The organism is Mycobacterium sp. MYCO198283 (assembly GCF_021213805.1).
Classification (GTDB): Bacteria; Actinomycetota; Actinomycetes; order Mycobacteriales; family Mycobacteriaceae; genus Mycobacterium.
Genome location: NZ_JAJQJI010000008.1, coordinates 107036 through 120252, shown reverse-complemented (window position 1 = coordinate 120252; position 13217 = coordinate 107036). Strand labels below are relative to the sequence as shown.

The window sequence follows — 13217 nt, the reverse complement described above, 5'->3', positions numbered from 1 at the left end:
CGGTCAGCCGGTGCCGGGAACGGCCCACCGGCCCGACAGCGCGCGCCAGCCGACGAACGCCAGCCGCAGCACCATGAACGTCGACAGCCCGGACCAGATTCCGAGCAGTCCCCAGCCGTACGCCAGCGACAGCCAGCTGAGCGGCAGGAAGCCGATCACCGCGCTCGCCAGCGTGGCGTTGCGCATGAACGTCGCGTCGCCCGCCCCGAGCAGCACGCCGTCGAGCGCGAACACCACGCCCGCCACCGGCAATTGGGCGACGAGGAACCACCACGGCACGCCCACGGCGTCGAGCACCGCGCGGTCGTCGGTGAACAGGCCCGGCATCAGGTCCGCGCCGGCCGCCAACACGGCCGCGATCACCGTCGCCGCGACCGTCGAGAACACCGTCACCCGACGGGCCACCGACCTCGCCTGCCGGACCCGGCCCGCCCCGAGCGCGGCACCGACGAGCGACTGCGCGGCGATCGCCAGCGAGTCGAGCACCAGCGCGAGGAAATTCCACAGCTGCAGCACCACCTGGTGTGCCGCGACCGCCGCCGCACCGAAGCGGGCCGCCACCGCGGCGGCCGACACGAAGCACGTCTGGAACACCACGGTCCGCAGGAAGAGGTCACGCCCCATCACCGATTGCGCCCGCAGCGTGCCCAGGTCGACCCGCAACGGCACCCGCTCGGCGAGCAGTGCGCGGGCGAACAGCAGCGCCGCCAGCCATTGCCCCACGGCGTTGGCGAGCGCCGATCCCGCGAGCTCCAGCCGAGGCAGCCCGCACAGCCCGTAGACCAGCAGCGGGCACAGCACCGCGGAGACCGCGAAGCCGGTGACGACGTAACGCAGCGGCCGCATCGTGTCCTGCACCCCGCGCATCCAGCCGTTCCCGGCGAGCGACATCAGCATCGCGGGCGCGGCCACGATCGCGATCCGCAGCCAGCACAACGCCTCGTCGGCGATCCGCGGATCCGACCCGATCGCCGACACGATCGGCACCGCGGCGGCCGCCACGACGACAACCAACACGCTGCCCAATCCGACCGCGAACCAGGTGGCCTGCACTCCTTCGTGCACAGCGGCCGCGCGGTCGCCGGCACCGAAATGCCGCGCTGCGCGGGCCGTCGTGCCGTAGGAGAGGAAGACCAGCTGGGAGCCGACCAGGCCGACGACCAGCCCGCCGACCGCCAGACCCGCGAGCGGCAGCGCCCCGAGCCGGCCGACGACGGCCAGGTCGAAGAGCAGGTACAGCGGTTCGGCGGCCAGTACCCCGAGCGCCGGGAAGGCCAGCGCGGCGATCCGGCGACCGTCGGCGGCGCGGTCCGTGTCAGCCAAGCGCCGCGCGCAGCGCCGCGATGACGTCGTCGACCGGCCCGTCGGCGGAGTAGCCCGCCGCCAGCCGGTGGCCGCCACCGCCGAAGGTCGACGCCACGGCCGCCAGGTCCACCGCGCTCTTGGCGCGCATGGACACCGACCAGTGCTGCGGCTCGACCTCTTTGAACACTGCGGCCACTTCCGCCTGCTGCGTGGTGCGCACGATGTCGACGATGCTCTCGACTTCCTCGGAGCGGGCGCCGGCCCAATCGTGGTGTGGCACAACGGCGTAGACCAGGCCGCGGCCGCCGACCGCATCCGGCACCAGCTGCGCGGTACCCAGCACGCGCGACAGCAGCGGCAGCCAGGAGAAGGGATGGGTGTCCAGCAGCTGCCGGCTCAGCGCCGCGTTGTCCACCCCCAGCTCCACGAGCCTCGCCGCCAGCCGCAACGCCCGCGGCGTCGCCCACCGGAACGATCCGGTGTCGGTGGTGAGCCCGGCGTAGAGGCAGTACGCCACGTCGAGGTCGATCGGCTTGCCCCACGCGTCGAGCACCTCGGCCACCAGCAACGTGGTCGAGTCCGCGGCGGGGTCGACGAAATTCGCGGTGCCGAACCGGCAGTTCGACCGGTGGTGATCGATCACCAGCACGCTGCGCGCGGCGGCCACCAGCCGCGCCAGCTCACCGGTGCGGTGGATGCTGGGGATGTCGACCGTCACGACGAGCTCGGCGTCGGGGCGCATCGCCGCCGGCGGCACCAACAGCTCACCGCCCGGCAGCGCCGCCAACGACTCGGGCAGCGCGGTCGGCGCCGCGAAGCTGACTTGCACCTCGGCACCCTCGCGCCGCAAAACCAACGCCAACGCGAGACCGGCACCGATCGTGTCGGCGTCGGGATGAACGTGACAGATCACCGAGACGCTGTGCGCCGCAGCCAGAGTATCGGCGGCGCCGCGCGCGTCGACCACAGCCGAACCGCGCCGGATGTCACTCTCGATCTGGGTCACCGCTGTCCTGGTCGCCGCTCGGTCCCCCGCGGTCGCCCTCCCCTGTCACACGGTACGGGTCCGCCTCACCGGCCGGCGTGGCATTGCGCCGAACTCGCGCAACTTCTTCGTCGGCCGCGCGGGCACGCGCCAGCAACTCCTCCATCCGGTGCGCCGCATCGGGCACCGTGTCGCGGACGAACGCCAGGGTCGGGGTGAACCGCACCCCGAGACTCGCTCCCACTTTCGTGCGCAACACGCCCTTGGCGCTCTCGAGCGCGGCCGCCGCCCCGACGAGGTCGGGTTCCTCGTCGAGGCTGCGGCCGAGCACGGTGTAGAACAGCGTCGCGTCGTGCAGATCGTTGGTCACCTTGGCGTCGGTGATGGTCACCCCGGCCAGCCGCGGATCCTTGATCTCGTACTCGATCGCCGACGCGACGATGGTGGAGATGCGCTTGGCCATCCGCTTCGCTCGTGCTGGGTCAGGCACGACACTCCTCGCGCAAGCGCTCGGTCATCAGCTACGTCCTCGCCTTCTCCACGAGTTCGTAGGTCTCGATGACGTCGCCCTCTTTGATGTCCGAGTAGGTCAGCGTCAGACCGCACTCGTAACCTTCTCTGACCTCGGTGGCGTCGTCCTTCTCCCGCTTGAGCGACGACACGGTGAGGTTCTCGGCCACCACGACGTTGTCGCGCAGCAACCGGGCCTTCGCGTTGCGCCGCATGATGCCGGACTGGACCAGGCAGCCGGCGATGTTGCCGACCTTCGACGACCGGAAGATGGCGCGGATCTCGGCGCGGCCGAGCTCGCGCTCCTCGTAGATCGGCTTGAGCATGCCCTTGAGCGCGCTCTCGATCTCGTCGATCGCCTGGTAGATCACCGAGTAGTACCGGATCTCCACACCTTCGCGGTTGGCCAGCTCGGTGGCCTTGCCCTCGGCTCGGACGTTGAACCCGATGATGATCGCGTCCGACGCCGACGCCAGGTTGACGTTGGTCTCGGTGACACCGCCGACGCCGCGGTCGATGACGCGCAGTTCCACCTCGTCGTCGACCTGGATGCCGAGCAGGGCCTCCTCCAGCGCCTCGACCGTGCCGGCGTTGTCGCCCTTGAGGATCAGGTTCAGCTGGCTGGTCTCCTTCAGCGCCGAATCCAGGTCCTCGAGGCTGATGCGCTTGCGGCTGCGGGCGGCCAGCGCGTTGCGCTTGCGCGCGCTGCGCCGGTCGGCGATCTGCCGGGCGATGCGGTCCTCGTCGACCACCAGCAGGTTGTCCCCGGCGCCGGGCACCGACGTGAACCCGATGACCTGCACCGGTCGCGACGGCGTGGCCGCCTCGACGTCGTTGCCGTGCTCGTCGACCATGCGGCGCACCCGGCCGTAGGCGTCACCCGCGACGATCGAGTCGCCCACCCGCAGCGTGCCGCGTTGGATCAGCACGGTCGCCACCGGGCCGCGGCCGCGGTCGAGGTGCGCCTCGATCGCCACACCCTGGGCCTCCATGTCGGGGTTCGCCCGCAGGTCCAGTGCGGCGTCGGCGGTCAGCAGCACGGCCTCGAGCAGCTGATCGATGTTGGTGCCCTGCTTGGCCGAGATGTCGACGAACATGGTGTCGCCACCGAAGTCCTCCGCCACCAGGCCGTACTCGGTGAGCTGCGCCCGGATCCGCTGCGGATCGGCGCCTTCCTTGTCGATCTTGTTGACCGCCACCACGATCGGCACGTCGGCGGCCTGCGCGTGGTTGATGGCCTCGACCGTCTGCGGCATGACGCCGTCGTCGGCGGCCACCACCAGGATCGCGATGTCGGTGGCCTTCGCGCCGCGGGCACGCATGGCGGTGAACGCCTCGTGGCCCGGGGTGTCGATGAAGGTGATGAGCCGCTCGGTGCCGTCGTGGTCGACGGCCACCTGGTAGGCGCCGATGTGCTGGGTGATGCCGCCGGCCTCGCCCTCGCGGACGTTGGCCTGCCGGATGGTGTCCAGCAGCCGGGTCTTGCCGTGGTCGACGTGACCCATGACGGTGACGACCGGCGGCCGGATCTCGAGGTCCTCCTCGCCGCCCTCGTCCTCGCCGTAGGTGAGGTCGAACGACTCGAGCAGCTCGCGGTCCTCGTCCTCCGGGGACACGACCTGCACGACGTAGTTCATCTCGCTGCCCAGCAGCTCGAGGGTCTCGTCGTTCACCGACTGCGTCGCGGTGACCATCTCACCGAGGTTGAACAGCGCCTGCACCAGCGAGGCCGGGTTGGCGTTGATCTTCTCGGCGAAGTCGGACAGCGACGCACCGCGGGCCAGCCGGATGGTCTCGCCGTTGCCGTGCGGCAACCGCACCCCGCCGACGACCGGCGCCTGCATGTTCTCGTATTCGGCGCGTTTCGCCCGCTTCGACTTGCGACCGCGCTTCGGGGCGCCGCCGGGACGGCCGAAGGCGCCGGCCGCACCGCCGCGCTGGCCGGGCCGGCCACCGCCGCCGGGACGGCCTCTGAACCCTCCGGCAGCCGCACCGCCTGCACCGGCACCGGCGCCACCACCGCGGTAGCCGCCGCCACCACCGGCACCGGCGGGGCGACCGCCCTGGCCGGGACCGGGCCGGGGCCCGCCGCCGGGGCGCGGGCCGGGACGCGGTCCCGGGCGACCGGGAGCGCCGCCCGCCGGACGCGGCGGCATGTTGCCGGGAGACGGTCGCGGACCGCCGCCGGGACGCGGCGCGCCCGGTCGCGGCACCGGCCGCGGGATGGGCCGGTCGACGGGCTGCGCCGAGGAGAACGGGTTGTTGCCGACGCGCGGCGTGCGGGCGGCCGGCTTGGGCGCCGGACCAGGACGCGGGCCCGGCGTCGGGCCGGGGCGGGCGGCGTCGCCGGGCGCGGGAGCCGGGGTGGGGCGCTCCGCGGCGGCCGGCGCCGACGGCGCTGCGGGTGCGACGGGCGGGGCGGGCGGTGCCGGAGCTGCGGCAGCCGGTGGCGGCGCGGGAACCGACCTCGCCGGCGGCGCGGGCTTGGGGCCCGACGGCTTGGGTGGCGCGGTGGCCACCCCGCCGCCCTGGGCCGGCGGCGCGGTCGCACCGCTGGTCGCGGCGGCGGCCCGGCCGTTGCCGCCGGAGGCGGCCGACTGGGGGTTGCCGCCGGAGGCGGCCGACGGGGTGCTGCCGAACGATTCGCGCAGCCGCCGGGCCACGGGGGCCTCGACGGTCGACGACGCGGATTTGACGAACTCGCCCTGCTCTTTCAGCTTGGCGAGCAATTCCTTGCTGGTGACACCGAGTTCCTTTGCCAACTCGTGCACGCGAGCCTTACCTGCCACTACATCTCCTGATCTGGAGGCGACAGCGGTGGTAGGCGCCGCGCCTCGGGTTAGCTATGACGCATGGTCATCGGGACTTCACGGTGTGCTCATGTTTTCGCTACCTGTTCCTCGTTGCCGCGCCGGACTGCCGCCTCACCCGTCGTGAAGTGGTCGACCACCGCGGAGGTGTCCGGTGAACCGGTGATCCGCAACGCTCGTGCGAAGGCCCGCCGCCGGATCGCTGCCTGCAGGCACTGCTGGTCGGCATGCAACCAGGCGCCCCGCCCGGGAAGGTTACCCGCTGCGTCGACGACGACGGTGTGACCACCGCTGCCGTCCGGTGCAGCCACCACCCGGATCAGTCCGACGGCCAGCTCTCGCCTACGACAGCCAATGCATGTCCGCACCGGTCCGACCAAACTGTCGGGGCGGAAACGCGCTGGTGACGGAGTCTCGCGCTGGATCACGGTTCAGTCTACCGTCACCCGCGGCGCGCGAGCACCACCGGCGGCCGATCAGCTCCGTCCCGCCGGTGCGGGCGACTCGTCGTCGCTGCGGATGTCGATGCGCCAGCCGGTCAGCCGAGCCGCCAGCCGCGCGTTCTGGCCCTCCTTGCCGATGGCCAGCGACAGCTGGAAGTCGGGCACGACGACCCGGGCGGCGCGCGCGGCCTCGTCGATGACCTGCACCGACACCACTTTCGCCGGCGACAGCGCGTTCGCGACGAAGCGGGCCGGGTCCTCGTCGTAGTCGATGATGTCGATCTTCTCGCCTGACAGCTCGCTCATCACGTTGCGCACGCGCTGCCCCATGGGGCCGATGCAGGCGCCCTTGGCGTTCAGCCCGGGCACCCGGGAGGTGACCGCGATCTTCGACCGGTGACCCGCCTCCCGCGCGACCGCGACGATGTCCACCGAGCCGTCGGCGATCTCGGGGACCTCCAGGGAGAACAGCTTGCGGACGAGGTTCGGATGGGTCCGCGAGAGCCGGATCTGCGGTTCCCGGATGCCGCGCGTGACGCCGATGACGTAACACCGCAGCCGGTTGCCGTGCTCGTAGCTCTCGCCGGGCACCTGCTCGGCCGATGGCACGATGCCCTCGGAGAACTTGGTCTCGCTGCCGATGCGCACGACGACGTCGCCGCGCGCGTTGTGGCGGGTGTCGCGCTGGATGACGCCGGCGACGATGTCACCCTCGCGCGCCGCGAACTCGCCGTAGAGCTTCTCGTTCTCGGCGTCGCGCAGCCGCTGCAGGATCACCTGCCGGGCGGTGGTCGCCGCGATGCGGCCAAACCCCTCGGGGGTGTCGTCCCACTCGGTGATCACGTTGCCGTCGGCGTCGGTCTCGCGCGCCAGCACCCGGACGACGCCGGTCCGGCGGTCGATGTCGATCCGCGCGTCGGCCTCGTGTCCCTCGGTGTGCCGGTACGCCGTCAGCAGGGCGGACTTGATGGTCTCGACGACGACCTCGACCGAGATCCCCTTGTCGGCCTCGATCGCGTGCAGCGCAGCCATGTCGATGTTCACGGCGTTCCCTCCCTCCCGGCGTGGCCCGCCAGCTCGAGTTCCCGCGGATGGGGCGGGGCGAACTCGACTCCGACGATGCCCTGTGTGATGTCGGCGAGCGGGATCTCGCGCACCGACCAGTCGCGGCCGCTGCGCACGACCACTCGCACCGCGCCCTCCGACAGCTCGCCGATGCGCCCGGTGAGTGTCGAGCCGTCGGCGAGCGTGAGCTCCGCCTTGCGGCCGCGGGCGCGGCGGAAGTGCTTGGCCTCGGTGAGCGGCCGGTCGACGCCCGGCGAGCTGACTTCCAGGATGTACTCACCGTCGAGGCCGGGCAGCGTGTCGAGGAGCTGCGACGCGGTCTGGGAGAGCTGGGCGACGGTGTCGAGGGTCAGCGGTTCGTCGCCGTCGACGACGATCGCGAGCCGGGGTGGGCGCCGGCGGTCGTCGGCGGTCACCGCCTCGATCTCGTATCCCGCACGGGCGAACTCCGCGCCGAGGAGCCGGATGACCACGTCCTGCGACGGCAACCCGAGCGAACCCTTCGCCACGGCGAGCTCCTCATCTGAAGTTGTGCGGACCGATAGGTGTTCGCGGCCGGAGGCGCGCAGAACAGCACTCCACGATACGCCGCGACGGCAACCACCGATGGCAGGATGACCGCCATGGGGTTCGAGGTCAGCCGGCGCAGCGCTCTGCTCGCCGCCCTGGCGGTGCTGGCCGCGGGCAGTGCGGCGGCCTGCGCCCCCGAGACGCCGCCCGAGGTCGTCGACGCCCTGCAGGAGCAGCTCGACCGCGCCGAGGCGGACCGCGCGCTGGCCGAGCGGGCCGCCGCCGCGCCGACGTCGCCCTTCACGCCGGCGCTGTCGGTGATCGCCGCCCAGCGGCGCGAACACGCCCACGCACTCGCCGTCGAGATCGCCCGCGCCGCCGGCCGCCCGGCGCCCACCGACACCTCGACCGCGGCCCTTCCCGGCACCACCGCGGCGCCGCCGCCGTCGCCGACGGGTCCGCCGCCGCCACCACCGACCGCGCGCGACGTCGGCCGGGCACTGCAAGAGTCGGCGCGGCGCGCCGCAGACCTGGCGGCCGAGCAGACCGGCTACCGTGCGGGCCTGCTGGCGTCGATCTCGGCGTGCTGCACCGCCGCGGCCGCGGTGCCCCTCGACCTCGGGGAGGACACATGACGTCTCCGGCGCCGCCACCGAGCACCGCCCGCCCCGACGACCCCGCCGACGCCGCGCTCGCCGACGCGGTCGCCGTCGAGCACGCCACCATCTACGGCTACGGCGTCGTCTCGGCGCACTGCGCGCCGGACGTCAACCACCTCGTCTCGGCGTCGCTGCGTGAGCACCGCAGGCTCCGCGACGCCGCCACCGGCCGGTTGACGGCCCGCGACGTGACCGCCCCGGTCGCCGCGGCGGGCTACCAGCTTCCCGACCGGGTGGCCGGGCCCGCCGACGCCGCACGCCTGGCGACGCGGATGGAGGACGACGCGGCGGTGGCGTGGCGGGCTGTGGTCGAACAGGCCGGCTCAGCGGAGGAACGGCGCTTCGCCGTCGGGGCGTTGACCGGCTGCGCGGTGCGTGCCGCGCGGTGGCGGCAGGTGCTGCAGACCCCGCCGCTCACCGAGCCGTTTCCGGGCGGCCCCGAATGACGTCGGGGCGTTGCCCGCCGGCGGCGCCGCTGTCACGGTGCGTTATATGGACCAGCTGCTACGGAGGTCGGCATGGCGTGGCTCGTCCTCATCCTGTCCGGAGTACTCGAAGCGGTGTGGGCGACGGCGCTCGGCAGATCCGAGGGGCTCACCCGACCGGCGCCCACCGTCGTCTTCGCGGTCACCGTGCTGCTGAGCATGGTCGGGCTGGCCTACGCGATGCGTGAACTGCCGGTCGGCACGTCGTATGCGGTGTGGGTCGGCATCGGCGCCGCCCTCACCGTGGCGTACGCCATGGCCACCGGCGACGAACCGGTGTCGGTCGCCAAGCTACTGCTCCTGGTGGGCATCGTCGGGTGCGTCGTCGGCCTCAAGGTGCTGCACTAACCGACGAGCGACGAGATTTGTGCCGCCGCACCGTCGACCGCCACCTCCTGCGTGTCACCGGTGAAGCGGTTGCGCAGCTCCACCACGCCGTTCGCCCAGCCGCGGCCGACGACGACGATCCACGGCACCCCGAGCAGCTCCGCGTCCTTGAACTTCACGCCCGGCGAGGCCTGCCGGTCGTCGAGCAGCACCTCGATCCCCAGCCGGTCGAGATCGCCGGCCAGTTCGCCGGCACCGTGGCGGGCGTCCGGGTCCTTGTTCGCGATCACCAGGTGCACGCCGAACGGGGACACGGCCGCCGGCCACCGCAGCCCCAGCCCGTCGTGGTGCTGCTCGGCGATCACCGCCACCAGCCGCGACACCCCGATACCGTAGGACCCCATCGTCAGCCGCACCGGCTTCCCGTCCTCCCCGAGCACGTCGACCGTGAACGCGTCGGTGTACTTGCGGCCGAGTTGGAAGATGTGGCCGATCTCGATGCCGCGGGCGCTCACCAGCGGGCCGGCGCCGTCCGGTGACGGGTCGCCGTCGCGGACCTCCGCGGCCTCGATCGTGCCGTCCGGTGTGAAGTCGCGGCCCGCCACCAGGCCGACGACGTGGCGGCCGGGCTCGTCGGCGCCGGTGATCCAGCTGGTGCCGGTGACCACCCGCGGATCGACCAGGTAGCGAACCCCGTTGGCGGCCAGCGCCTTCGGACCGATGTAACCCTTCACCAGGAACGGGTGGCGCGCGAAGTCCGCGTCGTCGAGCAGCGCGTACTCCGCCGGCTCGAGCGCCGCGCCCAGGCGTTTGTCGTCGACCTCCCGGTCGCCGGGCAACCCGATCGCGAGCAGCTCCCAGTCTCCGCCCGGCTGCCGGACCTTCAGCAGCACGTTCTTGAGCGTGTCGGCCGCGGTGATCTCACGGCCCAGTCCGGCGCCGTTGGCCCACGCGACGAGCGTGGCGATGGTCGGGGTGTCGCCGGTGTCGTACACCACCGGGTCGGGCTGGCCGTCGACCGGCAGGTCCACGGGTGCGCGGGTGAGCACCGCCTCGACGTTCGCCGCGTAACCCGACTCCAGGCAGCGCACGAACGTGTCCTCGCCGATCTCGCTCTCGGCCAGGAACTCCTCCGACGCGCTGCCGCCCATCGCGCCCGACACCGCCGACACGATGACGTACCGGACCGCGAGCCGGTCGAAGATCCGCTGATAGGCCTCGCGGTGGGCGCCGTAGGCAGCCTTCAGGCCGTCCTCGTCGACGTCGAAGGAGTAGGAGTCCTTCATGACGAACTCGCGGCCACGCAGGATGCCGGCGCGGGGGCGCGCCTCGTCGCGGTACTTCGTCTGGATCTGGTAGAGCCGCAGCGGGAAGTCCTTGTAGGAGCTGTACTCACCCTTCACCGTCAGCGCGAACAGCTCCTCGTGCGTCGGTCCGAGCAGGTAGTCGTTGCGACGGCGGTCCTGCAACCGGAACAGGTTGTCCCCGTACTCGGTCCAGCGATTGGTCGTCTCGTACGGCGCGCGGGGCAGCAGCGCCGGGAACAGGATCTCCTGCCCGCCGATCGCCGCCATCTCCTCGCGGACCACCGCCTCCATCCGGCGCAGCACCCGCAGCCCCAGCGGCAGCCAGCTGTACAGCCCGGGCGCGATCGGACGCACATATCCGGCGCGGATGAGCAGTTTGTGGCTGGGCACTTCGGCGTCCGCGGGATCGTCGCGCAGCGTGCGCAGGAACAGCTCGGACATGCGGGTGATCACAGCCGCCCACCTTAGCTTCGCCGGCCCGGCGGGATAGGCCGGCGAGGGACAGCGCTCGCCGTGAACCCGCTGTGGCCCACACCGTTACCCGATATGGCACTACCGTGTGGTCAGTGGAGGACGACAGCCTTCGGTCGCGCAAGAAGCAGCGGACACGCGCCCAGCTCATCGAGGCAGCGCTGGAGTTGGCGCAGGAGAAGGGATTCGAACGCACCACCATCGAACAGATCGTGGCGCGCGCCGACAGTTCGCCCCGCACCTTCGCGCGCTACTTCCCCACCAAGGAGTCGGTGATCCTGGCACTGGTCACCGATCTCGCGGGCGTCGCGGCCGACGAGGTCGCCACCGTGCCGCCCGACGTCGCACCGCTCGAGGCACTCATCTCCGGGCACGTCACCATGCTCCGCAAGCTCAGCGCCGGCCACGGCCCGGTGCGGACCACCGAGATCGCCGCGCTCATGCAGGTCGTCGGGCAATCCCCGAACCTGCGTCAGCTCGTCGGCGGCTTCGACGGCGGACCGCTGCTCGACGTGATCCGCGACCGCGTCGACGACGACCACGACGCCCGGATCGTGGTGGCGGTGGGCATCGCCGTCATCGTCGCCGCGTTCGTCGGACCGACCGACTGGCTACCGGACCAGCCGAGCGACGCCCACCGGGTGCCCGCGATCATGGCCGACCGCATCAGCGCCGCCTACCAGCGGCTGGCGCGGCAGTTCCCGAACTAGAAGCTCGCGTCCGCCCGATGTCGAGCTACAGCTCTCGTCCGCCCGATGTCGAGCTAAAGCTCTCCGGCGTCGATCGCGTCCTTGACTTCCTGCGCGTGCGCCACCTGCTGCGACGTGTAGCCGATCAGCAACGCCGCGCCGCCGACCAGCACCGCAACCGCCGCGACCCACAGCAGGCCGTAGGTGTAGCCCTGGTCGAGGGCGTGCAGCTGCGCCTCGTTCATGTTCTTCACCGGGCCGGTGGTGCCGCCGAGGTACAGCGTCCGCGACGTGATGACGGCCTGGATGACGGCGAGCACCACCGGCCCGCCGAGGTTCTGCAGCATGAGCGCGATGGCCGACACCGGACCGATCCGGTCGAACCCGACGCCCGCGATCGCCGAGACCGTCAGCGGGACGACGATCATGCCGATGCCGAAGCCGCCGACGGTGATCGGGATGACCAGGTTCGGGAAGTACGGGATGTCGCCGTTGAGCGTGGAGCCGTAGATCATCGCGCCGAGCACCAGCACGCCGCCGCCGATGACCAGCAGGCGCGGCGGGAACAGCGACACCAGGTGCGACGACAACCCCAGGCCGATGCCGAGTGCGATCACGAACGGGATGAAGCCGATCCCGGCCCGCAGCGCGCTGTAGCCCATGATGTCCTGCACATACAGGCCGATCAGCACCGTCAGCGTGAACATGACCCCACCGGCGAGGAAGACCGCCGCGAAGGTCGCCACCCGGTTGCGCTCGGTGAACAGGTCGAACGGCACGACCGGATTCTCGGCGGTGCGCTCGACGACCAGGAAGCCCGCGAACGCCAACAGCGCGACGATGCCCGAGCCGATGGTGACCGGCGTGACCCAGCCGTTCTCCGGGCCGTTGGAGAAGCCGAACACCGCGGCGGTGCAGCCGAGCGTGGCCAAGAGCGCCCCGGCGGCGTCCAGCTTCATCCGCTCCCGATGCGTCTCGCGCAGCGTCGTGTAGGCCAGGAAGATCATCAACGCGCCGATCGGCACGTTGACCAGGAACGCGAGCCGCCACGACACCTCGGTGAGGGCACCGCCGACGACCAGGCCCATCACCGAACCGACGCCGGTCATCGCCGCGAAGACCGCGGTGGCGGCGTTGCGGGCCGGGCCCTTGGGGAACGTCGTCGCGATGAGCGCCAGGCCGGTGGGGGACGCGATGGCCGCGCCGACGCCCTGCAGCAGCCGGGCGGTCACCAGGGTCGCCTCGTTCCACGCGGCGCCGCACAGGATCGACGCGATGGTGAACAGCGCGACACCGACGATGAAGGTGCGCTTGCGGCCGATCGTGTCGCCGAGGCGGCCGCCGAGCAGCATCAGCCCGCCGAACGTCAGCACATAGGCGGTGATCACCCAGCTGCGGCCGGCGTCGGTGAGGCTGAGCTCGTCCTGGATCCGCGGCAGCGCGACGATCGCGATGGTGCTGTCCATGGTGGCCAGCAGCTGCATGCCGCCGATCGCGATGACCGCCGAGATGAACCGGCGCGACGGCAACCAGGGCGCGGGCTTCGTCCCCGGCCGCCTGGCCCGACCGGCGCGTCGCGCGGCCGACTTGTCGGCGCTGAACACGGCAGCTTTCTCAGCATCGTTGAGCGCTGTCATAAAGGGCTACCCTA

13 protein-coding genes are annotated in these 13217 nt (G+C 71.9%); 4 read left to right on the top strand and 9 right to left on the bottom strand.

The window, feature by feature from the left end; translation table 11 throughout:
• Positions 1 to 3 precede the first annotated feature (3 nt).
• The 7 genes from LV457_RS16130 to rimP form a co-directional block, all read right to left on the bottom strand.
• A complete protein-coding gene (locus LV457_RS16130) occupies positions 4 to 1323 on the bottom strand; it encodes an MATE family efflux transporter (RefSeq protein ID WP_232172342.1) in 1320 nt (439 codons plus the stop codon).
• Positions 1316 to 2311, bottom strand: coding sequence for a bifunctional oligoribonuclease/PAP phosphatase NrnA (locus LV457_RS16125; RefSeq protein WP_232172340.1), 996 nt, complete (start codon positions 2309 to 2311; stop codon positions 1316 to 1318). The genes LV457_RS16130 and LV457_RS16125 overlap by 8 nt, the downstream gene beginning before the upstream one ends.
• A complete protein-coding gene (gene rbfA, locus LV457_RS16120) occupies positions 2292 to 2780 on the bottom strand; it encodes a 30S ribosome-binding factor RbfA (protein WP_232172339.1) in 489 nt (162 codons plus the stop codon). The genes LV457_RS16125 and rbfA overlap by 20 nt, the downstream gene beginning before the upstream one ends.
• A gap of 31 nt (positions 2781 to 2811) precedes the next feature.
• The gene (gene infB / locus LV457_RS16115) at positions 2812 to 5589 is read right to left on the bottom strand and encodes a translation initiation factor IF-2 (protein WP_232172337.1); all 2778 of its coding nucleotides are present in this window, start codon (positions 5587 to 5589) and stop codon (positions 2812 to 2814) included.
• 89 nt (positions 5590 to 5678) lie between these two features.
• Positions 5679 to 5921 (bottom strand): YlxR family protein, encoded by a 243-nt coding sequence (locus LV457_RS16110; protein ID WP_308192210.1) that lies wholly within the window; start codon positions 5919 to 5921, stop codon positions 5679 to 5681.
• Between the two features lie 165 nt (positions 5922 to 6086).
• The gene (nusA, locus tag LV457_RS16105) at positions 6087 to 7097 is read right to left on the bottom strand and encodes a transcription termination factor NusA (RefSeq protein WP_232172333.1); all 1011 of its coding nucleotides are present in this window, start codon (positions 7095 to 7097) and stop codon (positions 6087 to 6089) included.
• Entirely contained in the window at positions 7094 to 7627 is a 534-nt protein-coding gene (rimP, locus tag LV457_RS16100) for a ribosome maturation factor RimP (protein WP_232172331.1), read from the bottom strand. Before rimP ends, nusA begins: the two co-directional genes overlap by 4 nt.
• Before the next feature lie 105 nt (positions 7628 to 7732).
• On the opposite strand from rimP, the gene LV457_RS16095 reads away from it, so the two are divergent.
• From LV457_RS16095 to LV457_RS16085, 3 genes are all read left to right on the top strand, one after another.
• Positions 7733 to 8263 carry a hypothetical protein gene (locus LV457_RS16095; protein ID WP_232172329.1) on the top strand — a complete coding sequence of 177 codons (531 nt, stop codon included), beginning with the start codon at positions 7733 to 7735 and terminating at the stop codon, positions 8261 to 8263.
• The gene (locus tag LV457_RS16090; RefSeq protein ID WP_232172327.1) at positions 8260 to 8733 is read left to right on the top strand and encodes a ferritin-like domain-containing protein; all 474 of its coding nucleotides are present in this window, start codon (positions 8260 to 8262) and stop codon (positions 8731 to 8733) included. The genes LV457_RS16095 and LV457_RS16090 overlap by 4 nt, the downstream gene beginning before the upstream one ends.
• 72 nt (positions 8734 to 8805) lie before the next feature.
• The gene (locus LV457_RS16085; RefSeq protein ID WP_232172325.1) at positions 8806 to 9120 is read left to right on the top strand and encodes a multidrug efflux SMR transporter; all 315 of its coding nucleotides are present in this window, start codon (positions 8806 to 8808) and stop codon (positions 9118 to 9120) included.
• Here the strand turns inward: LV457_RS16085 and LV457_RS16080 are convergent.
• Positions 9117 to 10859 (bottom strand): proline--tRNA ligase, encoded by a 1743-nt coding sequence (locus LV457_RS16080; RefSeq protein ID WP_232172324.1) that lies wholly within the window; start codon positions 10857 to 10859, stop codon positions 9117 to 9119. The two genes, LV457_RS16085 and LV457_RS16080, sit on opposite strands and share 4 nt — an antisense overlap.
• 113 nt (positions 10860 to 10972) lie before the next feature.
• On the opposite strand from LV457_RS16080, the gene LV457_RS16075 reads away from it, so the two are divergent.
• Positions 10973 to 11587, top strand: coding sequence for a TetR/AcrR family transcriptional regulator (locus tag LV457_RS16075; protein ID WP_232172321.1), 615 nt, complete (start codon positions 10973 to 10975; stop codon positions 11585 to 11587).
• A gap of 53 nt (positions 11588 to 11640) precedes the next feature.
• Here LV457_RS16075 and LV457_RS16070 read toward each other — a convergent pair whose 3' ends face one another.
• A complete protein-coding gene (locus LV457_RS16070) occupies positions 11641 to 13203 on the bottom strand; it encodes an MFS transporter (protein WP_232172319.1) in 1563 nt (520 codons plus the stop codon).
• Positions 13204 to 13217 lie beyond the last annotated feature (14 nt).